This is a genomic window from Microcoleus sp. T3_D1 (assembly GCF_036700405.1).
In the GTDB taxonomy this organism is placed as follows: domain Bacteria; phylum Cyanobacteriota; class Cyanobacteriia; order Cyanobacteriales; family Microcoleaceae; genus Microcoleus.
Window position 1 is genome coordinate 95,333 of the sequence record NZ_JAUBOV010000001.1, and the last position, 24,520, is coordinate 119,852.

The following is a 24,520-nucleotide window of genomic DNA, read 5'->3' on the forward strand; positions in this document are numbered from 1 at the left end:
TGAAACCCCTGTCTCAAAGCACAAGTCCTCGCTATGAGGACTAAAGAAATGGGTAACAACTCATCAGTCCTCATAGCGAGGACTTTCGCTATTAGACAGGGACTTCAGTCCCTGGCGGTCTTTCGGCTTAAGTTGACACTAATGGGCTCTTGGAGTGTCCCTACTACACTTCATAAATTCAATCATCAATTAACGTAGAATCGTCTTTCTTACCATCATCGTAACCATGTTTTTGAACCATACAATTACAGCTTTAAGTTCTGGGATGGCATCCCTAGTTGCTCCCATACCTCTGTTAGCAACAGTCGAGGCAGAAAATTCGCCGATCGTCCTCAGCGGAGTTTTGCTCACTTTGGTAGTGATTTATCTCGCCAGTAAATTAGGCGCGGAAGCGGCTAGAAAATTCGATTTTCCGCCGGTTTTGGGTGAACTTGTAGCAGGGGTAATTGTTGGCGTATCTGCTTTACACCTAGTCGTTTTTCCCGAAGCAGGGCTGTCAGCCTCAGACTCAGGGATTATGACAGTTGTGCAATCGATTAATCATCTGTCTCCTGCCGCCCTCACCAGTGTGTTTGAATCGCAGAGTGAAGTCATTTCAGTGCTGGCTGAAATAGGCGTGATTATTCTGCTGTTTGAAATTGGCTTAGAGTCGGATATCAGACAACTAAAAGAAGTGGGGGCTCAAGCCGTCGTTGTCGCTTGTGTCGGGGTGGCAGTTCCCTTTGCAGCAGGTACTGCGGGCTTGATGATAATTTTCCACACGGCGGCGATTCCGGCGATTTTTGCGGGGGCTGCTTTGACGGCAACCAGCATCGGAATTACATCTAAAGTGTTGTCTGAACTAGGACGGCTGAAATCTAAAGAAGGTCAAATCATTGTCGGTGCGGCGGTGATTGATGATGTGCTGGGAATTATTGTCCTGGCTGTTGTCGCCAGTTTAGCGAAAACCGGTGAAATTGATGTTGTTAATGTCATCTATTTGATTGTCAGTGCAACTGCGTTTCTGTTGGGTTCTATTCTGTTGGGCGGCATCTTCAACAAAAGCTTCACTGCGGTGGTGGAGAAACTCAAAACTCGCGGCAATATAGTCATCCCGGCATTTGTCTTTGCTTTCTTCATGGCGTTTCTGGGCAATGCAATTCATCTCGAAGCGATTTTGGGTGCGTTTGCGGCTGGTTTGGTGTTGGATGAAAGCGAAGCCCGCGAGGAGTTGGATGAATTGGTGAAGCCCATCGCGGATTTGCTGGTTCCTATCTTTTTTGTAACGGTGGGAGCTCGGGCGGATGTGGGGGTTTTGAACCCAACAGTGCCGGATAATCGGGCTGGTCTTTTGATTGCCGTATTTTTGGTTGTGGTTGCGATTTTGGGCAAGCTGGTGACTGGTTGGGTGGTGTTTGGTCTGCCGGGAATCAATCGATTGGCGATCGGAGTGGGGATGGTGCCTCGGGGCGAAGTCGGGTTAGTTTTTGCCGGCATCGGTTCGGCGAGTGGGATTTTGGATAAACCGTTAGAAGTCTCGATTATTATCATGGTGATTCTGACGACATTTTTAGCGCCGCCTTTTCTGCGGGTTGCCTTTGGCGATACGGTAGAGCCTCCTGCTAGTGGGGAACTTTCTAGCGAGAAAATCGTTTGATTGAGGGAATTTGAGTCTGGACGATCGACTGATGGACAAACACAAATGTCGATCGTCCCAATTGTTTTACCCGTAATATCCTGTCCCCTCGATTACCCTTCATCAGGTAGGGGCGGGTAAACCTGCCCATATCTGCCAATAATTGACAATCTCAAAAACCCGCCCCGGCCGGGATATTATGGTCAATCGATCGCCCAACTTGTTTTACCCGTAATACTTTTTATTCAGCAACTTTAATATCCTTCTCTTCCTAGGGATCTTTCGTAAACCCTAATTTAGATAAATCAGTTAATTCCATAATGATATCCGTTTTAAAACTCAGCGTTAAATCTTTGAGAGCATTCGCGATCGCCACTTGAGAAGTAGGTAGTTGTTCAATTAATTGCAGCATGAGATCCCCATCACAATAGTACGCCGCATCATACATTTTCTGTACCCATTCGCGGGGCATCATTGCTACAGCATCTCTAGACAATTCAACCCTCGGCAGTGAAGAAGACTCTTGAGAGGTACGGGGCGGGATGCAATTTGCTTTATTCTCGTCTCGCGGCAGTATCTCCGTTAACATTGGTAATAACTGTGCGATCGTGTAAGGTTTTAACAAAAATGTTTTGACATTAGCCTCTAATGCCAGCTTTCTGTTAGCAATGATTCCGCTAGTCCCAATGATCTTCACCCCAGGATTAATTTCTTGCAACGCGCGCATTGCGGAAACACCATCTAGGTTGGGCATCATCATATCCATTAAAACGACACTAATTTCCTGTTGATGTTCCCTATAGAGAGCGATGGCTTCAAGCCCATCACTAGCGAGTATTGTTCTGTAGTTATAGTTTTCTAGAGAAGTCTGTGTTATCTCTCGAATAGAGGCTTCATCATCAACAATTAAAATCAACTCGCCCTTACCTCTAGGCATTGCTTGTTCTACGGTTGTGAGGCTCACTTCTCCCTCTATAGCTGGAAAGAAAACCTGAAATTCCGTACCCTTACCCAACTCGCTATAAACCTTGATAAAACCGCCATGATTTTTGACAATCCCCATTACTGTTGATAATCCTAGCCCTGTTCCTTTGCCAACTTCCTTGGTAGTGAAAAAGGGGTCAAAAATTCGGTTTAACAATTCTGGCGGAATACCAATTCCTGTATCAGCCACCGTCACAGCCACATAACAGCCTGCTTTTGCTTCCAAATTCATCAGGGCATCATCTTCATCCAATGGGCAATTTTCGGCAGAGATGGTCAAAGTTCCTCCTGATGACATGGCATCCCTAGCGTTAATCATCAGATTCATAAATACTTGGTGTAGCTGGGTAGCATCACCCGATATTGTCCATAGTTCCCTTGCGGGAATTTTAGTCGAAATAGTTATTGATTTGGGAAATGTGTGTTGAGCAATACCGAGCACTTCTAGGAGCAAATAGCCTAGTTGTAATATTGCAGATTCACCATCCCTTGTTCGACTAAAAAGAAGAATTTGCTTGACCAACTCAGCCCCACGTTTAGCACTACCCGAAAGGAGTTTTAACAGTCTTTGTGTCGGTTCATTCATATTGGTAATTTTGAGAGGAAGCATTTGACTAGCTCCCAAAATCGGGGTGAGAATGTTATTTAAATCATGGGCAATTCCACTTGCTAACGTTCCTAAACTCTCTAATCGCTGGGCATGGTAAAACTGTTTTTCAAGTTGTTTTTTTTCAGTAATATCACTATTAACAACGAGGATAGCTCGGGATTGGAAAAATAGATTTTTTATCAGTGTTTTACGAGATTCTACGATTATATTCTTACCTGTTTTAGTAACTTGCTCTATTTCCCCCTGCCAACTGCCTTCCTCGGTAGTGATTTGGAGCGACTCAGTTAGTTGACAGGGTTGATTAAATAAGGTTTGAGTTTTCTGCCCTATAACTTCGGCTTCTGACCAACCATATAAACGTTCAGCTCCTTTATTCCAAAATAAAATACGATCGTCTAAATCCTTTACAAAAATGGCATCACTAGCAATATCAATTAAGGCTGCTTGTTCGGCAATTTTTTGCTCTGTTTCTTTACCTTGGGTAATATCCGTAATAATTTCTACGCCCACCCAACAATCTTGTTCTTTATCCCATTCAGCAACATAGTTTGAGGCAAGCCATCGAAGGGTGCCATCGCCATGCAAAAACCGATATTCGATAATACCCGATCGCCCTGCTTGAATATTTTCGATCAATGAGGCGATCGTTTTTTCTCGATCTTCGGGCAATATATTCGCTAGGATTAAGGCAGAATCTGCTTGCACTGCTTCTAAGCTATAGCCAAAAATCTGTTGAGTTCCGCCTGTCCAAGAATCAATCTCTAAAGTACCATCAGTCAAAAGACGAAAATTTTTAATAACCGCGATCGCGCTGTTGAGAATTTGACTGATTTTCGCAGCTTCTTTTATTTTAGATTCTGTAATATCAGTAACAATAATACTATTAACTAAAACCTCATCTATCTGAAGTTGTTTCAACGATAATTTAACAGGTACTTCCTTATTTCCCGTTGCTGTGAGCAAAGAGAATTCTCTAGTGAAAGTTCCATCGGTCTGAACCTGCTGCAAAAATAGTATAAATGCTTTTTTATCCTTGGGCGCAATAAAGGTTTCTAAGTGAGAGCCTATCAGCTTTTTTAAAGGACAATTTAATAGTTCTGAGAGTCGCTTATTACAGTACAAAATCAAACCTTCAGAAGATACGGTAGCCGCTCCTTCGCCCATTTGTTCCACTAAACACTGATAAACATAATCTGCCCCCTGAAGCGTAAAAACTCGATCTCCTTGCGGAGTAGAAACAACAACAGCATCAACTTCCCCACAACGAATCGCCTGCAACGTTTCTTCCGCTATATTTAGGCGTTCCTCCACCTGGGCCAATTCCCCATGTAGGGTTTCGACTTCTTGGCTCATTTTTTCAAGAGGGGTCAGAGAATCCTTCATTATTTTGCTCTCCAATTATATTTTTTTTCTGCACCAGATTAAGACCAAGTAAGACTTTTTCTGTATTCGATAAATTGCCAATCATCTTTTGTAAGGGCAGAGGTAACTTTTTTATCAAGGTGGGAACAGCCACAATGTTCTCCGAAATAACAGCTTCTGTCTGTTGATAAATATCAATAACTTCTAACTCATAACGCCCTTGCAGATGTTCCTCACAAATCTTTTTGATGTTTTGCAACGCCGTCACCGATTGAATCGTTGTACCTGAAATATAAAGACGTAGGATATAATGGTCTTCCTTTGATGAAGAAAGAGCCTCTTCAAAAAGTTCTGTGATTGTTGGTTTAACATCTTCGGAGTCAATCATTGTTAGTACCTATATCTTAATGAGTTATTGTTCATCGACTTGACGAAGAATTTGCAGTCCTACCAGAACTTTTTCAGTATTTGATAAATCACCAATAATCTTTTTAATCGGTTCTGGCAATTGTCTAACGAGAGTGGGTATAGCAACGATGCTATGTTCTATGGCTAGCTGCGGCTGTTGACTTAAGTCAATAATTTCAATGGTATATTGACCCGGAAGATATTCCTCACATATCTTCTTCAAATTGGCAAAAGCCACCAAAGATTTAGGTGTTTGTCCCGCCACATATAATCGCATTTGCCAAATCTCTGACCCTTTTGTGTTAGTGGGATCTGAGAAATTATCTGTTAGATGATCTGCCATGTTTTTTATCCTTTGAGATATGTTTTAGGGATTAAGATGACGTAACCTTGCCATAAAGGTTCGATTCTCCTGCACCGCTTTTTCTTCCTCTTGTTCTTCTTCAAGCAGCAAATCTAACTCCGCCTCTCGATTGAGCAATTGCATTTGTAGAGCATTTATCTGAGCTTGTACGAGTTCTTTCTCTTGTTCATACTCACGTTTTTTGAGTTCAAAATTCTGTCGGCGTTTTTGAGAGGCAGATTTTTCCTTTAGTTCTTGATTGACTCTTTCCGTTCCTGTTAATACCTTGCCATCTCCCAAGTAAACCTCGACCAACTTTACACCTTCCTTGGTGACGATAAATTCCCGTACTTGATTTGAGTGCATCATGCCGCGAGATTTGAGGGCATAGAGAATCCGATTGCGCTCCCCATTCACCTTGAGCGTTTGGAGCTCTAACCAAGTATCCATCAGAGAGGAAACACCCACTTCTGTCTGTTCGTGGTCATGGTCAGCATCACCAGCCGTTAAGTTGGTCATAAAAACGGTTATTTGCTTACTCTTTAAATAGTCAATTAAACGCATGAAAAAGTTTTTTGTTTGAATCAAACTCCCACTCAACACGAGATTACTCATCGGATCGATGATGATCGTGCTTGGTTGAAAGTCTTGCACCCAGCGATGGATTTTATACAAACGCATTTCTAAATTGTAGTTAGTGGGACGTACCGCATCAAATTGCAATAATCCCTGCTCTACATAGAGGGCTAAGTCAAGACCAATCGAGTTTAAATTGCGAATAATTTGTTGGGGCGATTCTTCAGTGGCGAGATATAAACACCGTTCGCCTCTGAGGCAGGTTGCTTGGGCAAAATAAGATGAAAGCGTTGTTTTCCCCGTTCCAGCCCTGCCTGTGACAAGAATACTGCTACCCCGATAGTAGCCCTGCCCGCCAAACATTTCATCAAGTTGCGCGATGCCCGTTGAGATGCGCTCATTAGAAACCACATGGTCTAATTTTAAGGAAGTAACGGGTAAGACCGAAATGCCATTTTCTTCAATTAAAAAAGGATATTCATTATTACTATGACGAGAGCCGCGATACTTGACAACTTGAAGGGTTCTTGTGGCGATATCTTCAAAGGTTTTTTGATCTAATTTGATCACACAATCCGAAACGTATTCTTCTAAACCTTGACGGGTTAAGGTGTTATCTCCTCGCTCCCCTGTGATCGCGGCTGTCACACCTTGGTCTTTTAACCAATGAAATAAACGGCGTATTTCTGCTCGGACAATGTGGGAATTGGCTAAACCAGAAAACAAGACTTCAATCGTGTCTAACAGTACCCGTTTAGCACCAATTTTTTTGATCGCATAGCCTAGACGAAGAAATAGGGCTTCAAGGTCATATTCTCCTGTTTCCTCAATTTCGCTGGGTTCAATATAAACATGATCAATTAATATTTTACCTTCTGCAATTAACTGATTTAAATTCCACCCTAAAGAGGCGACGTTTTTGGTAATTTCTGACGCAGTTTCTTCAAAGGTGACTAAAACGCCTGGTTCTCCGTACCGCGTTGCTCCGCGCACGAGAAACTCCACACCAAATAAGGTCTTACCGCAACCCGCTGACCCGCAGATTAAGGTAGGTCGGCCTTGGGGCAAGCCTCCATCTGTGATTTCATCGAGTCCCTGAATTCCCGTTGGGCATTTGGATAATTTTAACTCTTGAATTTTCTCCATAAAAGATTCAAAATCCCTTTTTGATAGGAATTACATAAGCGCACAACTATCATACCTGCGACACTTGAGGAAAAAGTGCTCTTGTGTTGACTAACTGTATACAATCAACAATAGCACTGTTTCTCACTTGAGTATCCATAGCTTTTCGTTTCTTCATGGAATCGTCAGCATGTGGCGGATTACATCGTGGGGGAGCCTCTCACTTTGGTAGCCCAGCAAGCTAGACATTTAAGTTGTGAGGCAGAATGCAGGAGGAAGAAGGAAGGAGCCAGAAGAAGTGTTGTTACACATAGAAGATGCTCTCCATCGTGGCAAAAAAGTGTCGGCAGGCAATAAGCTGTTCGACATTTAAAGGACGATTGTGGGGTGCGTCAGTACATAAGCGTTTCCCGCATCTACCGTAAGTGTTCTAGCGGGAGCATCTCAGTTTTGTAAAAAGCATTTTTTTTGTAGTGCGAGCGTCCCCGCTCGCGTATTGTACAATACGCGAGCGGGGACGCTCGCACTGTAAATGCAAAACTGAGATGCTCCCGTTCTAGCTGACGCACCTTACCTGGTTCGTTAGTCGTTTAAATGCTCCACAGCTTAGACTCTTGCAAAAATAATTAGGACGGGCTCTGGGGCCCATCCCACAAGAAAAAATAACTCTTGTGAGATGGGCCCCAAAGCCCGTCCCAGCAAGAGTTTACACTCATTTAAGCTCAAAAACAAGTAAGGACACGGCAGTGCCGTGTCCCTACAAATATCACCGGAAATTAACCCGATTTACGATTACTTAACAAACAGCATTTCTTGATAAGTAGGCAGAGGCCACAAATCATCAGCCACTTCACCTTCCAGAGCATCGGCATACTTGCGAACCTCATCCATCAAAGGACGAATTGTTTGCGAAGCATACTGCATATGGTCTTCTGTCGAAGCAAAATCGTGCTTGCTCAAAGCAGCACTCAATTTGCTCGCAGTATCCATCATGGACTTAAGCAACACCGCTACTTTTTCCGCACTTTCCTTTTCCAGCTCAATCCCAATCTCTTTCAATTTAGAAATCGTTCCAGAAACTTCAGCTAAATACCTCAAAGCTGCGGGGTAAATAATGGTTTTTGCCATGCTTATTACCAGTTTTGCTTCGACTTCAATTGCCAGCAAATACTGCTCAGCATAAACATCGTAACGGCTTTCCAATTCAACTGGAGTCAGAACACCTGTCTTTTCAAACAAGTCTTCAATGTATCCTTCCTTCAACACGGGTAAAGCATCGGCCGTAGTCCGCAAGTTAGCTAAACCCCGTTCCTCAACGGCCATTTTGTGCCATTCTTCGGAATAGCCGTCGCCACCAAATACAACCACACCGTGCTCGTCCATCACTTCTTTGAGAATGGTTTGGATGGCAGCATTCAGTTCAGTTCCGTTAGCCAAATCGCTTTCTAATTTGTTAGCAATCCAGTCCAAAGAATCTGCAAGAATTGTATTCATCGCCACCAGCGGCCCGGAAACAGACTGACCGGAACCTACTGCCCGGAATTCAAATCGGTTTCCAGTAAAGGCAAAGGGCGAAGTCCGGTTTCTGTCTCCAGCATCCTTCATGAAAGTAGGCAGTGTTTCTACACCTAAGTTCATAATTCCCCGACCTTTAGAGTCCTTAACTTCTCCCCGGCTAATTTGCCCGAAGATATCTTCTAATTGCGAACCCAAATAGACAGAGATAATTGCTGGTGGAGCCTCATTTGCACCCAATCGGTGGTCGTTGCTGGCAGTCGCAACTACCGCGCGCAACAGCGGGCCGTATTTGTGAACTCCGCGAATCACAGCGCCGCAGAAAACTAGAAATTGTATGTTCGAGTGCGGTGTATCGCCTGGGTCTAATAAGTTTCCTTGGGTGGCATTCCCGACCGACCAGTTGACGTGTTTGCCAGAACCGTTAATGCCGGCGAAAGGCTTCTCGTGCAGCAAACACATAAAACCGTGTTTCTTCGCAGTGTTGCGGAGAATTGTCATGGTTAATTGTTGGTGGTCGCTGGCGACGTTTGCAGCTTCAAAAACTGGTGCAATTTCAAACTGACCGGGAGCTACTTCGTTGTGGCGGGTTTTGGCAGGAATTCCCAGACGGTACATTCTTTCTTCTACTTCCTGCATGAAGACTTGAACGCGCTCTGGTATCGCTCCAAAATAGTGGTCGTCAAATTGCTGACCTTTCGCAGGAGCTTTGCCAAACAAGGTGCGACCTGCTAGCAGCAAATCGGGGCGGTTGTTGGTGAAATTGGCATCTACCAGGAAGTATTCTTGTTCGGAACCGCAACTGGAATTTACCGGAGCCACTTCGGTATTGCCTAATAGCTTTAACACTCGGGTTGCTGCTTTGTTCATGGCGGCAATGGAACGCAAAAGCGGCGTTTTCTTGTCTAAGGCTTCACCTGTCCAAGAGATGAAAACAGTAGGAATGCACAATGTCATGCCGTTGTCTGTTTCCATGACATAAGCAGGGCTGGTGACATCCCAGGCTGTGTATCCGCGAGCGGCGGCGGTGGAACGGATGCCGCCGTTGGGGAATGAGGAGCCATCGGGTTCGCCTTGTACGAGAACTTTCCCTGCAAATTCTGAGATGACGGAACCGTCGCCTTGCACTGAGATGAAACCGTCGTGCTTTTCGGCGGTGCCGTTGGTTAGCGGGTAGAATACGTGGGCGTAGTAGAGGGCTCCTTTGGAAATAGCCCAATCTTTCATTGCTACTGCAACTACATCAGCTACGGAAGCATCGAGTTTTTGACCGGTTTGAACGGTGTTTTTTACTGATTTGAAAATGCTTTTGGGCAGACTTTCTTGCATCTTGCTCAGAGTAAAAACGTCTGTAGCCCACATATCTTCGAGCCGCTTGGGAGGCCGACCAGGCATCAGTTGGCGGTTGACGATTTGAGAAATTGCTTGAACGCGCGATTCGTTTCCACTCATGGTTATTTTTATTGGGATTGCAGGACGAGTAGTTGAGAAAAAATAGATGTTAGCAAAAGTCTAACGATTGACGAATATGTTGGATTTACCCAACGTTTTGCACCATTCTCAAGAACGGGCTCTCCGGCCCGTTCCACAAGAGATCAATTTTCTCGCTTCACAGGCCGTCCAGCCTGTTCATAAAAGGCTAATTGAGAATGGTGCAACATATGAGATTTACCCAACATTTTTTGTCAAAGCTAACTTTTGCGAGAAGGCCTTTTTTGGCAGGCTCGAAAAGATTGGAGGAGCGAGGCTCAATGACTTCGCCGCCGTCCATCGGGTGTGACAATCCAGTGTGAGATGCGGTTGGATTTCGGTTATTAGCAATAAAATAGATGACAAGACCCTGTACTAATTTGAGTCAACATGATAGATGCCTGCGCTGCACAGATTTAGTAGCTAATCTTCACTCTGGTCAGCTCAAAAATTTTGTGCAAATCAATTCCGATGAATTCAGGTCAAAACTACTTATGGTTTTTAACGGTTCGACGATCGATAAATCGCAGTCCAGCAAACAACGCACTCGTTTAGGGGTTTTGGAGAATTATGGAGAGTACACAATCTACACTTGGAGAGTTTAAACAATCATTAACTAAATAAATGTATCCTAGACTACAGAATTTTAGGTTTTTTTTAGAAAGGTCGATCGCGCCGATCGCACACAACCGCAGGATTTCAGTTTAACAGGGCATGGGGCGCTAAAACAGGGGGGCGATCGTACATTTACAGGACTTATCGAGGGATACTATATATAGTGTACCAAGAAAGGGATCTCGCTTTTTCAAACTTTTGAGCAATCGTCATCAAATTAAAAATTTAACTTCTCACAAAATCACCGACTCTCTTATACAACAAGCGACAGACGTATAGCTGGATATTTAAATTCATTTCAAGGTGATGAAAAGACTTAAGGCAAATGTTATCCCTCTGTTAGAAACTGCTGCGTAAATTTTTAGCAGGGAGCTGATACGTAAATGAACACGTAACAGCCGTGAGCATCCCAAAGCTTTATGTCCCCAGCTTCAAGACGCAACAAAAGACGCCAACTTCTGGAACTGTACGGAAACCGCTGCCACTGGTGCAACAAGTCGATGCAGAAATCAGAAACAACCATCGAACACTTACTCCCGAAAAGCCGAGGCGGGTCTAACGCACTCTCCAACCTGCGTTTAGCCTGCTTCAGTTGCAATAATTCGCGTGGAAATAGCCTCTTGCCTCCTCCCGGCAAGAACTTACGCACACAAAGAGCTCAACCACATGAGAAAATAGCTTAGGATTTTCGCACGATCGCGAATTTTCATAGCTAATAGACATCTCCCAAAAAGCCTGTCAAGAACAGGCAGGATGCCTGTTCCACAACAATTATGGGAGATGTCTAACAAACTAACTTGCTCCTCAAAAAAGTCGCATGGATGACCTAGATGGACGGTTAAGCGCTCTAATTGCAGAGGTGCGCCACAACCCAGCTAACAGTAGAAAATGCCGAACAGCCATGAACAAGCTGTTATTACAAATTCAGCAACTACCAGGAGTCAAAAAATCAGCCCATCAAAATTATCCTGAAGCCCTCAACCTTACTTTAGCATGGGTCAGCCGCGACATTGCTAAATTTGAACCGCGATCGCCTTCTGTTTCAAAAAGTTTTGTCAACTGGATCAACGGCTACCTGGGTTGGCGAATTCAAGATTTGTACTCTCCTGACACAGATGCTCCAATTAGTTTAGATGCACCGATTGCGGTGGATGCTGGGGAAACAACTCGGCTTGAAGTATTACCCGATTTTACGCTCAGCGGGTTGGATGGCATGATTGAAAGTTCTCAGAAAGAAACTATTCAGCGGATTGGTCTCGAACTTGAACTTTACATAGAACAAGATCCAGAAGGCAAGCTAAAAAATAGCTACCCTCGTTCTAACCCGGAGTGCAACGGCCAATTCCTCAGCATGAGAAGAGTATTAAAAGAACCCCCTGACAAATTTAAAAACTTAGCAAAAGAGTTAAAGGTTAATTACACAACGCTGAATTCTCACTGGCAGAAAAAATGCAAACCCTCGTTGCAAGAAATAGCCCGCACTCTAGGATATGAACAGGAACCACAACCATGAACATCGCAGAACTACCTCTGTTAACAGTACCAATAGAGTTAAAAGCTCACGAAAGGGCGCGACAGTTGGCAGCCGTTCAAAGTACAGTCCAAAAAGGAAAACGAGTTTACTTGAATGCACTGGCAGTTTACGCGGTTCACAGCTATTTAAAATGGCTGCAAATTGAAACAGATTTGGAAGGTTCTGATAGCTTCAATCAAGTAAAAACGACACTAGCTAATGTCGCTGACTTGGTAATTCCTGGCATTGGCTCCTTAGAATGCCGCCCAGTTTTACCTGGTGAAACAACCATTCTCTTACCCGAAGAAGTAATAGAAAATCGGATTGGATATGTGGGAGTACAATTTAGCGATCGCCTGGACTCCGTGCAACTATTGGGATTTGCTCCCAGCTTAGATAGCTCAAATCCACCGCAACAACTCGCGGTAGCAGAACTGATGCCGATCGACACTTTAATTGAACAGATTACTCGTTTAGAAGAAGCGATCGCCTTCTTAGAAACAGACGATCCAGTGGCGGTACAGGTACGCTCTACGATCCAAACTCAATCGCAGAGCAATATTGTTGCCCAATTAGAGCGTATTTATCGAACTTGCGACGAGTACGAGTGGCGGTACGCAGGGGGAGAGATGTTAGCAGGGAGTACCGCAGGAGGGGAGTTTACTCGTGAAAGTGCCGATCGCGCCGACACTGATTTAGAAGATTTAGCCGAAGCACTGCTGGAGAAGTTAGCAGAAATATGGAGGGATGCTGCGTAATTTTGGAGCGGATGGCTGATGTGTATATGTAGTATCCCCTTCGTAACCTGTAAAGAATATGGCAAAAGGATTCGGCCCGAAGAAAGCTCCCCCAGCGACAAAACGCCAGAAAGCACAATGGGATTCCATCCAAGAGGAAACTCGGTTTCGTTTATTCTTTCAATTATTAGACGCTATTTCAGAGAGTCGCAGGAATTTCCAAACGGTTGACCAAAGGATAGTGCGAGAAATTAACGTCGTGCTTGAAGCTAATCAAGCTCAACTCGATGAACACTTTGTTAAGGTGTTGCGATATCACTCGTCTGCGATACTATCTGAAGCACCACCCGCAGGGAAAAAAGGAATCGCTGCTCGCCTTATGATTTTGAGCTACTGCATCCATGAATTTAAAAAAGGAAATGAAGCCAATAATTTAGAGATTGCCATTGCAGGTTATGAAATTGCTGTCACCGTCTTAACCTACGAAGCTTTTCCAGAACAGTGGGCAGCTTGTCAAAACTCTCTCGGTAATGCTTATCACCGCCGTTTTAAGGGCGATCGCGCCGAAAATCTAGAACGATCGATCGCCTGCTGCCAAAATGCCCTACAAGTATTTACCCGCGAATCCTTTCCTGAAATGTCGGCAGAAATCCAACATAATTTGGCTATTGCTTATGGCAACCGAATCCGAGGAGATCGGTTAGAAAATGAAGAATTGGCGATCGAGGCTTCCAAAGCTGCAATGGAAGTTTACACCCGCGAAGCAGAGCCTAAAACATGGGCTAAAATACAAAATAATTTGGGTATTATCTATCGCGAGCGCATCTGCGACGACAAGGCGGAAAACTTGGAACAAGCGATCGCCTGTTATGAAAATGCCCTGTTATTCCGCACCCGCGAAGAATTCCCGGAACTTTGGGCGCAAACTCAAACGAATCTGGCATCTGCTTACCGCCACCGAATTCACGGCGATCCGGTAGAAAATGTTGAGAAGGCGATCGCAGCTAATCTCGAAGCTTTGCAAGTTTACACTCAAGACATTTTCCCCGCAGATTGGGCAGGAGTGCAGACGAATCTGGGCAACGCTTACGTGCATCGACTTGAGGGCAATCGAAATGAGAATTTAGAAATGGCTATTGTCGCCCATCAATCTGCTTTAAAAGTCTTTAACCCGGATGAGTTTCCTAGAGAGTGGGCTATGGCTCAAATGAATCTGGGTAAATGTTACTTCATGGTTGAATCACACGAAAAAGCGATCGCTTGTTATCGATTGGCTTTAACAGTTTGTACGCCAACTGCTTTCCCATTTGAATGCTCGGGGGCTGGAGAAACCCTTGGAAAAATAGGATTTGCAATAAAAGATTGGAAATTAGCCATTGATGGATACGGCATCGCGATCGAAGCCGTAGAAACCAGGCGTACTTGGGCAACTTCTGAATTTCGCCGCCAAGAAATTTTGGAAGAGGCGATCGACATTTATGCAAACATCGTGCAAGCTTGCATCAATAACAAGCAGTTAGATAAAGCTGTTGAATATGTAGAGCGATCGCGCTCTAAACGCCTCGTAGACTTAATGGCAAGCAATGATCTCTACTCAAGTGCAGAAATTTCTGCTGAAATTCTAGAGTATTTACAGGATTTTGAACGCCTACAGCAGCAAATTGACAAGGAACGAGGGCGCAATCAACCTAGCAACGACTTTGATAATAGCAAACTTGATAACAGCCGTGCAGCACTAGCAGCTTACAATCAAATAATAGCTGATCTGGAAGCTGAAAAACTCCTAATTTGGGAACAACTTCGTCGCTTAGATCCGGTGCTTGCGGGTCAAATTCGAGTCAATCCTCTCAAATTCCCATCCATCCAGAAGCTTATCGACAAACCCACCACTGCAATTATTAGCTTTTACACCACTGTTAGCGACACCTTTATCTTCGTCGTGCGGCAAAACGAGATTACCCTGCAAAGTTGCGCTGATTTAGGATTTGAGACTTTGCACGGATGGATTTTCCAAAATTGGTTAGGACAATATGTTGAAGATAACAATTCTTGGAAAGAAGAGTTCGTTGGGATGTTAACTAAACTGGCACAACAGTTAAATTTAAACGATCTAATCTTATGGCATTTAGAAGGAATTTCGGAACTGATTATAGTTCCTCATTTTGCCCTTCACCAAATCCCCTTCGCTGCACTACCCATCGGAGACAACCGATATTTAGGAGACAAGTTTCTCATTCGTTACGCACCTAGTTGTCAAGTCTTAGAATTCTGCCAGCAACGCCCTTCCCCCGGCAATAATCTAAACTGTGGCACTATTGAAGATGCGACGGGCGACTTGCCTTGCGCCAGCTTTGAAGGAGAGCAAATCGCAGTTTTTTATAGTATCCCAGACAATCAACGCTTAAAAGGTCGCCATCAAGCTACTGTTAGTAACTATCGAGAACTGGCGCAAACCGTCCAAATCCTCCACTCTAGCCACCACGCCCAGTCGCGCTTTGACAATCCCTTTGAATCGACATTAATTTTAGGAGATGGCTGCATTACTTTAGGTCAGCTAATGACTCCTGCATGGCGTCTCCCTCAGTTGTCGGATGTATTTCTTTCCTGCTGCGAAACTGGATTGGGATTGAGTGAAATTACTGGTGATATCCTCACTTTTTCAACTGCTTTTTTGTCGGCGGGAGCCAGAAGTGTTATCAGTACGCTTTGGGCTGTCGATGATTTAGCTACGGCGCTTTTCTCCATTTTTTACTATCAAGAGTGGCAGCAGGGAAAGAATCGCCCAGAGGCTATTAGACAAGCTCAAGTTAAGTTGCGAGAGCTTACGGGCAATACCTTAGCGGCTAGTTATAAACCCCAACTCACAGAACTTTTGAAACAGAAACGTGAAGAAACCCACACGCTCCGCAAAATATCCGAGGCAGAACGAAAAGCTTGCTCCTCCGGTTCCTCAGAATATCAGCAATGGGATGAAGAATACAAAAAGTATGATAAAATTGGCAAACAAATTTATTTATCTCTCAAAAATTTAGATAAATATTGTCAAGAATTAAAGCCGTTCTCTCACCCTTTTTACTGGGCTGCTTTTACCTGCACTGGGATTCGGTAAAATTCAATCACATTTAAATCCTCAACAAAACTCATCCCCGCATCCTTACAAAGTTGGTGCGACAATTAATGAGTAAGTTGATAATTTTTATTTAACTCGTTGGTAATCCGAAGACTTCAGAGTATGAGCCAAAAAGCGTTCTGTGTAGTACAAAGCTAATTGATTGCTCGGGCCATTAAAAACGGCATCAAAGGCGTGTTCAGCCCAAGGAATTTCGAGCAAAATAGCCCGTGAAGCGAAGCTATCCCGTAGGGAATCGCCCGTGGCTCGCAATCGTTGGTAGAGCGATCGACCAAACTTGGGCTGAACGATATGGTCGCGGCCTGCATAAACCAGTAGAGAAGGGGGAAGATTCGGTTTAATATAATTGATGGGAGAAGCCCGACGGTAAAGCTCGTTGAGTTCGTCTGGCGTTCCTCCCAAAAAGGCACGCAAGACGGCTCGAACATTTATGGCATCAGGAAAAGGTGGGTCATTGTATCCCCGGATCAGGTCATTTGGCCCGTAATAGTTCACCACTGCTCGAACTGGAAGCACACTAGAATTATAAGCAGTTAGCATTGCTAAATGGGCACCTGCTGATCTTCCCATCAAAGCAATTCGATCGAGATCGATGGACCAATCACCAGCATGAGTTTTGATATAGGAAAGAGCGGCTTGTACGTCCTCAAGCTGAGCAGGAAAGCGATATTTGGGAGCGTGGCGGTAAGCAATTGCAACCACACAATAGCCTTGGGCGGCCATGTAGCGGCTGAATTCCTCATGGGAATCGGGATTGCCTCTGAGCCAAGCTCCCCCGTAGAGTGTGATAATCGCCGGATATTTGCCAATTTGCATCGGCCGATAAACGTTGAGTTGCAGTGAAACTCCGTCAGGGTTGGCAAATACAATAGCCCGATCGATCCTAACGTCTCTAATCGGAATTCCTCGGAACGCATCTGCGAGGATAAACGGTTGAGGGCGTAGCTGCGCGCGATGGGTTTGAGGAACGGCTGCTAAATAGTTTTGCCCTAAAACTGCTTGCATTTGAGTAGCTATGGCTGCATTGGCTGCTGGGAACTGAATCAGGGGTAGCAGGCCCAGGATGAGGGCGAACAGGTTACAAATGAGTAAAATAATGTAGACTTTGCCTTGATGCCGTCTGAGCAGGTTCAGCACAAGGGCGATCGTATTGATACCGACCAACCAAGGACTGATTTCTGGTGCTCCTACCGCCAAAGGATACAGGAACATCGTGGGTGCTGGTACGATGATCCAGAGACTGAGAAATAGGGCGATCGCACTCAGAAACCAAGAAATAAATGGCGAGACTAAGAATGCTGCTAATAAAGGTAACTTTTTGCGGTTCTTCTTGTGGATCATCGGATTTTCGCAGCCTAATTTTTAATCAGTTTAAATTAATCTGGCTGTTTCAGCCCTTTGGCAATCAGTTGGTGGGAAAAAGTTTCGACTGTCTGAAAAATATCTGCCAGCATTTGGGGTTTACCAACTGCAACAGACAAGCTGCAATTGCCAATTACAACACTGGTAACGCCATGACGAAGTGATTTGCTTAATCCGGGTGCAATTTCTAACTCTAGAGCCTAGTGGGTGTGAATGTCGATAAATCCCGGTGTCACCCACAAGCCAGAAGCATCTACCACTTGATGAGCCTTGGAGGTAAGAGAGGATGCGATCGCCACAATCTTACCATTTTGAATACCAATATCCCCCCGCATCGGTGCAGAGCCTAAACCCTCAAAAATTTACCCGTTTTGAATCAGCAAATCTCACATGATTTCTCGTTAATTTTTCAATATTTATGCTGACTAAAGGGGCATTTCCTCAAAGGTTTCCCATTAATATATAAACATAAATTAATAAGGCTCAAACCTTCTGCTATCATAGTAATAAGTTAAAAATGTGCCGTTTTCAACTACGATCCCCAGAATGATATCTAAAGTTTCTAAGAAGTAGGGGCTACCAGCTTCATCATCAGTGCTGATGACAGGTTTATCTAATATGGCAATAACAATTGCTGGTTGATTCTTGTGGGGAAGCTTTCTATTTTTTAAGTTTTCTTTCCATTTCACGATTTGTCCAACTTCCAAAGATTCTTTTTTGAGAAAACTTTTACAAACTGATTTAAGCTGGGAAATATATTCCTCTCCATAGTTACTTTCTTCCTTTTCATTAACATCTTGATCGCGCTCTTTTTCGTGAAGATTTTTCATTATTTCAGCTATAATATCTTCTGGCTTACTCATTGCAGTCCTTCCTTTAACTAAAAATAGTTTCAACGCTATCTTTATATATACTTGCAGTGTTACTTAGATTAACTTGCCCACTTATCAAGTCTAACATCCCCTGGTATTGTGTTTAAATAATCCTCAAAGTTGTTAGGGAAAGTTCGCAGCTTTGACCTCTGTCTACTGGTAGAAGCTGTCAAGATAATGCTCCACATGGCAGAGCTAATTTCATTCAATTTATTCATGTGACAAAAACCATTATTTTTTTCATTCCCCAATTTATCTAGCGAGTAGATAGAACTGGGAGGCATTAGATACCAGCTTGCTGGTACAACCTCTAGTAGCCACCAATCGAATAACTCACGTCGTCCGTGGGAACCGGGGAAGATTGCATAGCCCTCTAAACAATTCTCTAATATATCTAGTAATGATTCTAAGGATTGATTGTAATCCAAAGTTTTAATCGCACTCCTATAAACATCTAATGCTTCAAATATTATTTGAAAATTTTCCAACTTTTTATCTTTTGTATAATCAATTTTAATCACATCTACTAGAGCCTTAAACTCTTCCTCTCTTAGAGCATTAGAAAACTTTCTTTGAGAATCCAGCATCTTTTCAAGATTTTCTAGGAGCCATAGTTCTATCTTACTAATAGTTTTTTGTGGAATCAAGTTTAATGGTTGATAATATTGAACTGTTGGTTCTACAACTGAAGCTAGTATCAGCGCCATCCAAACATAACGAATGTGGCTCAGTGTTTGGTTGTTACTCTGAAACACTTCCAGAATTTCATCTAAAGCATCTTGAAGTGAAGCTGCATCCTCTGCTTCTGGTTCATAGAGTTCTTCATAATGTTGCTGCCCTACCCTACTTAGGGTACCTTGGATGGATTCAGGCAATTGGCGCAACAAGGACAACCTTTTTTCTGTAAGACTGCTGTATTCCAAAGTCATAACTGATTTCTTCCTCTTTAAGATTCGGGTGGATACGGGTAATCCCAGAAAACTTCTATCTTTATGTGCGGGAACTTCTCCTTAAACTGTCTCAAAATGCTATTACAACTTTCACATGGCTGGAACTCAGTATACAGGTAGAGTTGGCCTTCTACTTCAAGATCATAGAACATCTCAAGAGTATCAGCAATTTGTGACAAAACTTTGTACTCAGCATCAGTATCCATCATACGCTGGGTTCGAGAATCAATAGCTGGCTCGAATTGTCCTCCTGCTGACTTCGGCTTGGGTATTTCCCTAATTGGACTTTTGCTGCCACCTCTAGATGTTGCTGCTGCACAAAAGGCTACACCTCCCTTAACCTGTAGCTCAGCAAGTGCGACATTTCCTTTGCCGACTGGTTTCTTGAGGTACTGCTGTCGGATTAAAACAGCATCAGCTTTTAAGTCCTCTTTTCTCAGAACTTTAGCTCCTCAAAAAACTATATTTATAAAGCTAGCATCATTCTTTTTTTCCTTCAAGGCTTTCGCCCATAATGCTCGGTCTTAACCCACTCGGGTCGCAGTAGTGGTTATGGATAATCTCCCAGCACATAAGTTGGCGGTTATGGAACCCTTGATGCAAGTGGCTGGTTAAGCGTGTCCTGAATTTATCATCCTCCCAGGCTCGAATAAACCTTACTTAATTTTTGCTTTCACGGCCCTAGATTCCACTGTGAATCCTGGAATATCTTGCAGTTCTGTTTCGCTCAAACTGTACTGTTCGCAAACCAAACTCAAACGAGTTCCGGTACTTTTAACGGCGTTGACAGAGTGAGTCAAATCTCCTTGAAAATAGATCAGCGAGTTGGCTTGCGGCTTAATCTGCCCGACTTGCTGTTTGTTGCGCCGCAGTATCAACTCTCCCCCTTGCAAGTTCGGCGGTACTTGTACGTACAAAACGCTGACGGCTGCGGGAGGTTCCACAGTTTTGCAGTACGATCGCAAAGATCGATCGATATGCGGATCGACGCGGGAACCTTCACCCAGCAACAAAGGGTTGAGGTAAAAAGCATTGCATTCAGGCTGTAATGCTTGGTCTAGATAGGGTTTGAACAAAGGGAACCGCCGTTCTAGTTCGGCGATTTCAGAACGTTGAAACACCACGGAAAACCCTTTGGTGCCAATGAAATCGCGGTTGAGGTTGTTGATTGCTAGATAAGGGGAGGCTAGAATTGCTCCTCGCAAGTCGTTGAGGTAGTCGATCGAGAAAGCGTTAGGATGTTGGCTATAGTATTTCAAGGCACTCAAAAATCATCAAAGTTTAAGGAAACAGCAGATAGAAATGCAGCAATCTCTCAGACTTGGGATTGCTTCGTTCCTGGCGGAGGAGATAATAATCTTGATTTAAGTCCGCGTACTTAAGTCAAAGGTTTTTCTTAACTGCGGGCGATCGCCCGGAAGTGTCGCAACCGACTAGCAACTGCCAAATATTACTATACAGGCGATCGTTGTGGTGATTCGATTATATTTGCAGTTTGATTATACATGATGCTGCTGGGAAGCCGATCGCCCATTTATTTTAACTTGTCCAATTGCAGAGGCGATCGCGTAAATTGCGATCGCATCCGGCCTCTGTTTGCCCATCGATTTCTTGAGTTTGCTAGCTCGAAAAGAGATGCGTGTTGGTGGTGTGTAGGAAACATCTTGCTAAAACAAGCAAGCCGTGCATTAGGTCAAAATGCTGGGAGGGCGATCGACAATATCTAACTGGCGATAGAACGTTAATAAAGTTTACAATTAGAGAATGTGGTCTAAAAAATACCAGCAGTCGCAACAGTTACTAAGTAATTATTTCAGATTAAATTAACATTTCACAGTGGAAAAAATCAAAGCTGCCAGCTATAATTAAAGAGTAAGGGAAAAAAAATAACTCGCTGAAACGATATGGCAACAACATTGTACGAAAAAATGGGTGGAGAGCCAGCCATTAAAGAGATAGTCGATGATTTTTACCGCGATGTTTTGGCTGACGAGATAGTGAGCCACTTCTTCGATCATACAGATATGGAAAAGCAGCGCCGCCATCAAACTGCTTTTATCTCCTATGCCCTCGGCGGCACCAAGCAATACTCAGGCCGTTCAATGGAGAAAGCACACGCAGGTTTGAATTTACAGCCTGAACACTTTGATGCAATTGTGAAGCATTTGACAGATGCAATAGTTGCCCACGGCGCGTCCCAAGAGGATCTCGATGAAGCGCTAGGTAAGATCGCGACTTTGAAAGAGGCTGTTTTGTACAAGTAAGATCGAGTGAATGCAACTGGTTTTTTGCAGCCACTAGAATAGTGATAAAAGTGGAGATTTCGTAAGGTGAAGCGAAAACTCCACTTTGTTGTTTGCCGGATATAATGAACCGCTTTCGAGGCGAAGGAAGAGAAAAGTTCACAATTGAGGCGTTATCAAGAACAGGCAAGATGCCTGTTCCACAAGAAAAATTTAGTCTTTGTGGAACAGGCATCTTGCCTGTTCATAAAGCCTGATTTAAAATGAAAAATGGTGCAAAACCTCAGTTGTTTTCCACTTAATTTATGGATACCTGTTTCATTTTTTATAGTAGCTTATTCGTTATCAAGAACAGGCAAGATGCCTGTTCCACAAGAAAAATTTAGTCTTTGTGGAACAGGCATCTTGTGTTATCAAGAACAGGCAAGATGCCTGTTCCACAAGAAAATTTAGTCTTTGTGGAACAGGCATCTTGCCTGTTCATAAAGCCTGATTTAAAATGAAAAATGGTGCAAAGGCTCAGTTATTTTCAACTTAATTTATGGATACCTGTTTCATTTTCTATAGTAGCTTATTCGGCTAGCCACGGTATTGCCGAAGTATATTTTACCGCATTTGTTAATTTACTTGAAATACTGACAAGTTATATTCCTCCTTTAGCTAGATGACGGTAGTCAAGTGCGGCTTGCACGATCGGTTTACTAATTGCCAATTACCAAATCGTATATGCCGCAATACTTCGGAAAACTCCAAACTACTGAACAGCCTTGGTCAACCATCGCCTCCGTACAATCCATAAATAAAACCGATCGCACAATTCACTTTAATTGCGGCGAGATATCCCTAAATATCAGCATCCTCGCACCGAATTTAATCCGAGTGCGAATGTCCCCGACAGGTGAATTTAACAGCCGATCGCACTCAATAACAGTCCCTGACGAAGAGTGGGAAATTATACCATTTGAAGTGCGAGAAACCGAGGAAAAAATAGAAATTGAAACCGCACAAATATTAATTTCCGTAAAGCGAGATCGCGCTGCAATCGAATGCTTTGACAAATCGGGAAAACCCTTTGCTAGCGACTGCGATCGCAATATGGGATGGCGCGCAGGCCGGGCCGCGGGCTGGAAGCGCATCGAAGCAGACGAGCACTTCTACGGTTTCGGCCAACGCACCGGCTTTCTCGACAAACTCTCCGAAGTCAAGACAAACTGGACAACCGACTCCCTCGACTACAATTCCCTCACCGATGAAATGTACCAGGCGATCCCATTTTACATCGCCATGAATCCCGATCGCGCTTACGGCATTTTCTTTAACACTACTTTTTGGAGTCAATTCGACATCGGCGCCGAACAACCGGGGGTTTTGCGGATGGAAACCAGAGGCCCGGAACTCGACTACTACATCATTTACGGCCCGGAACCCGCCCAAATTCTCGCCACCTACACGCAGTTAACCGGCCGGATGCCGATTCCGCCAAAATGGGCGCTGGGATACCACCAATGCCGCTGGAGCTACGAATCAGAGGACATTGTGCGCGAGTTGGCGAAGGAATTTCGCGATCGGGCGATTCCCTGCGATGTCATCCACCTCGACATCGACTATATGCGCGGCTACCGCGTTTTTACCTGGAGCCCGAAGCGTTTCCCCGATCCCGCGAAACTGATCGCAGACTTGAAAGCAGCGGGTTTTAAGGTTGTCACGATTGTCGATCCCGGTGTCAAGTACGAACCGGAAGCAGATTATGAAATATTCGATGAGGGTGTGGAGAATGACTATTTCGTCCGTACCGCAGAGGGAAAGCTATTCCACGGTTACGTTTGGCCCGACAAAGCGGTGTTTCCCGACTTCCTGCGGCCGGAGGTGCGCCAGTGGTGGGGGGAATTGCACAAAACCCTGACAGATATTGGGATTGCGGGGATTTGGAACGACATGAACGAACCTGCGATCGCCGAACGGCCTTTTGGTGACGGCGGCGAACACATCAGCTTTCCCTTGGATGCACCGCAAGGCCCGGAATCCGATCGCGCTACCCACGCGGAAACGCACAATTTGTACGGGTTGATGATGGCGAAAGCTTGTGCTGAGGGGTTGCAAAAAGTGCGATCGGGCGATCGATCTTTTGTGCTGACGCGATCGGGTTTTGCGGGCGTTCAGCGTTACTCGTCGGTGTGGATGGGCGACAATCAATCGCAGTGGGAACACCTAGAAATGTCGCTACCAATGCTTTGCAATATGGGGCTTTCCGGCGTGGCGTTTGTCGGTTGCGACATCGGCGGTTTTGCGGGGAATGCAACGGCTGAACTGTTCGCGCGGTGGATGCAGGTGGGGATGCTGTATCCCTTGATGCGCGGTCATTCGGCGATGAGTACGGCGCAGCACGAACCGTGGGTTTTTGGATCTCGCACTGAGAAGATTTGCCGCGATTACATCAATTTGCGCTATCAGTTGTTGCCTTATATTTACACGTTGTTTTGGGAAGCTGCGACGACGGGAACGCCGATTTTGCGACCGCTACTATATCACTTTCCGCGCGATCGCACAACTTATCACCTTTACGATCAAGTATTACTCGGCCCGTCGCTGATGGCTGCACCTGTTTACCGCCCCGGAGTTGAGCACCGCGCCGTGTATTTGCCGGAGGGTACTTGGTACGATTGGTGGACGGGCGAATGCTATCAGGGCCCGATGCACATTTTAGCCCATGCACCTTTGGAGAGAATGCCGCTTTACGTGCGGGGAGGGGGCATAATTGCGATCGCACCTGTGAGGCAATTTGTCAGCGAAGAACCGCTTGAGTCATTAAAAATGCGAATTTGGCCCGGAAGCGGTGAATGGACGCTTTATGAGGACGATGGACACAGTTTTGAACATGAAAAAGGTGTCTGGGCTACGACTAATTACAAGGTGTATTTGGAAGGGGAAAAAACCCTCGTTGAAATTGCCGCGCGCGAGGGTCAATTTTCGATATCAGAACGCGAAGTTATTGTGGAAGTTGTTGGCGTTGGCGAACAGCGATTTACAGATAATGGTACGGTGCGGCGTTTGACATTTGGATAGTTTGATATTTCTGAGATGTTGCGCCCT

General features: G+C 44.5%; 18 protein-coding genes. 7 read left to right on the top strand and 11 right to left on the bottom strand.

Annotated features, from left to right (window positions below):
- Positions 1-226: 226 nt before the first annotated feature.
- Positions 227-1,636: a cation:proton antiporter gene (locus QT992_RS00415; RefSeq protein ID WP_333342844.1), complete on the top strand. Its 1,410-nt coding sequence runs from the start codon at positions 227-229 to the stop codon at positions 1,634-1,636.
- A 250-nt stretch (positions 1,637-1,886) separates the two neighbouring features.
- Here QT992_RS00415 and QT992_RS00420 read toward each other — a convergent pair whose 3' ends face one another.
- The 5 genes from QT992_RS00420 to QT992_RS00440 all read right to left on the bottom strand — a co-directional run bounded on the left by QT992_RS00420 (position 1,887) and on the right by QT992_RS00440 (position 9,990).
- On the bottom strand, positions 1,887-4,607 hold the full coding sequence (locus QT992_RS00420) for a PAS domain S-box protein (RefSeq protein WP_333376302.1): 2,721 nt from the start codon (positions 4,605-4,607) through the stop codon (positions 1,887-1,889).
- Positions 4,567-4,959, bottom strand: a complete 393-nt coding sequence (locus tag QT992_RS00425) for a circadian clock KaiB family protein (protein ID WP_333342846.1) — start codon at positions 4,957-4,959, stop codon at positions 4,567-4,569. The genes QT992_RS00420 and QT992_RS00425 overlap by 41 nt, the downstream gene beginning before the upstream one ends.
- A gap of 24 nt (positions 4,960-4,983) precedes the next feature.
- The gene (locus tag QT992_RS00430; RefSeq protein WP_333342847.1) at positions 4,984-5,256 is read right to left on the bottom strand and encodes a circadian clock KaiB family protein; all 273 of its coding nucleotides are present in this window, start codon (positions 5,254-5,256) and stop codon (positions 4,984-4,986) included.
- Between the two features lie 90 nt (positions 5,257-5,346).
- Complete coding sequence (gene kaiC / locus QT992_RS00435) at positions 5,347-7,044, bottom strand: circadian clock protein KaiC (protein WP_333342848.1); 1,698 nt, start codon at positions 7,042-7,044, stop codon at positions 5,347-5,349.
- 771 nt (positions 7,045-7,815) lie between these two features.
- Positions 7,816-9,990, bottom strand: coding sequence for a glutamine synthetase III (locus QT992_RS00440; protein ID WP_333340403.1), 2,175 nt, complete (start codon positions 9,988-9,990; stop codon positions 7,816-7,818).
- A gap of 1,052 nt (positions 9,991-11,042) precedes the next feature.
- On the opposite strand from QT992_RS00440, the gene QT992_RS00445 reads away from it, so the two are divergent.
- The 4 genes from QT992_RS00445 to QT992_RS00460 all read left to right on the top strand — a co-directional run bounded on the left by QT992_RS00445 (position 11,043) and on the right by QT992_RS00460 (position 15,982).
- Entirely contained in the window at positions 11,043-11,306 is a 264-nt protein-coding gene (locus QT992_RS00445) for an HNH endonuclease (RefSeq protein WP_333314590.1), read from the top strand.
- A gap of 134 nt (positions 11,307-11,440) precedes the next feature.
- Positions 11,441-12,136, top strand: a complete 696-nt coding sequence (locus QT992_RS00450; RefSeq protein ID WP_333340400.1) for a hypothetical protein — start codon at positions 11,441-11,443, stop codon at positions 12,134-12,136.
- On the top strand, positions 12,133-12,894 hold the full coding sequence (locus QT992_RS00455) for a DUF1822 family protein (protein ID WP_333340397.1): 762 nt from the start codon (positions 12,133-12,135) through the stop codon (positions 12,892-12,894). Before QT992_RS00450 ends, QT992_RS00455 begins: the two co-directional genes overlap by 4 nt.
- 58 nt (positions 12,895-12,952) lie before the next feature.
- Positions 12,953-15,982 carry a CHAT domain-containing protein gene (locus tag QT992_RS00460; RefSeq protein WP_333340395.1) on the top strand — a complete coding sequence of 1,010 codons (3,030 nt, stop codon included), beginning with the start codon at positions 12,953-12,955 and terminating at the stop codon, positions 15,980-15,982.
- An 87-nt stretch (positions 15,983-16,069) separates the two neighbouring features.
- Here QT992_RS00460 and QT992_RS00465 read toward each other — a convergent pair whose 3' ends face one another.
- From QT992_RS00465 to QT992_RS00485, 6 genes are all read right to left on the bottom strand, one after another.
- Positions 16,070-17,344 carry an alpha/beta hydrolase gene (locus QT992_RS00465; RefSeq protein WP_333315080.1) on the bottom strand — a complete coding sequence of 425 codons (1,275 nt, stop codon included), beginning with the start codon at positions 17,342-17,344 and terminating at the stop codon, positions 16,070-16,072.
- 221 nt (positions 17,345-17,565) lie between these two features.
- Positions 17,566-17,700: a hypothetical protein gene (locus QT992_RS00470; RefSeq protein ID WP_333315079.1), complete on the bottom strand. Its 135-nt coding sequence runs from the start codon at positions 17,698-17,700 to the stop codon at positions 17,566-17,568.
- 138 nt (positions 17,701-17,838) lie between these two features.
- Complete coding sequence (locus QT992_RS00475) at positions 17,839-18,228, bottom strand: hypothetical protein (RefSeq protein ID WP_333315077.1); 390 nt, start codon at positions 18,226-18,228, stop codon at positions 17,839-17,841.
- A 68-nt stretch (positions 18,229-18,296) separates the two neighbouring features.
- Positions 18,297-19,166, bottom strand: a complete 870-nt coding sequence (locus tag QT992_RS00480; RefSeq protein ID WP_333315075.1) for a hypothetical protein — start codon at positions 19,164-19,166, stop codon at positions 18,297-18,299.
- 17 nt (positions 19,167-19,183) lie between these two features.
- Complete coding sequence (locus tag QT992_RS33470) at positions 19,184-19,627, bottom strand: deaminase domain-containing protein (RefSeq protein WP_445305788.1); 444 nt, start codon at positions 19,625-19,627, stop codon at positions 19,184-19,186.
- Positions 19,628-19,843: 216 nt separating this feature from the next.
- Complete coding sequence (locus QT992_RS00485) at positions 19,844-20,446, bottom strand: 2OG-Fe(II) oxygenase (RefSeq protein ID WP_333340390.1); 603 nt, start codon at positions 20,444-20,446, stop codon at positions 19,844-19,846.
- 645 nt (positions 20,447-21,091) lie between these two features.
- Here QT992_RS00485 and QT992_RS00490 point away from each other — a divergent pair.
- Positions 21,092-21,451: a group 1 truncated hemoglobin gene (locus QT992_RS00490; protein ID WP_333055558.1), complete on the top strand. Its 360-nt coding sequence runs from the start codon at positions 21,092-21,094 to the stop codon at positions 21,449-21,451.
- Positions 21,452-22,156: 705 nt separating this feature from the next.
- A complete protein-coding gene (locus tag QT992_RS00495; RefSeq protein WP_333340388.1) occupies positions 22,157-24,493 on the top strand; it encodes a glycoside hydrolase family 31 protein in 2,337 nt (778 codons plus the stop codon).
- Positions 24,494-24,520: the final 27 nt, after the last annotated feature.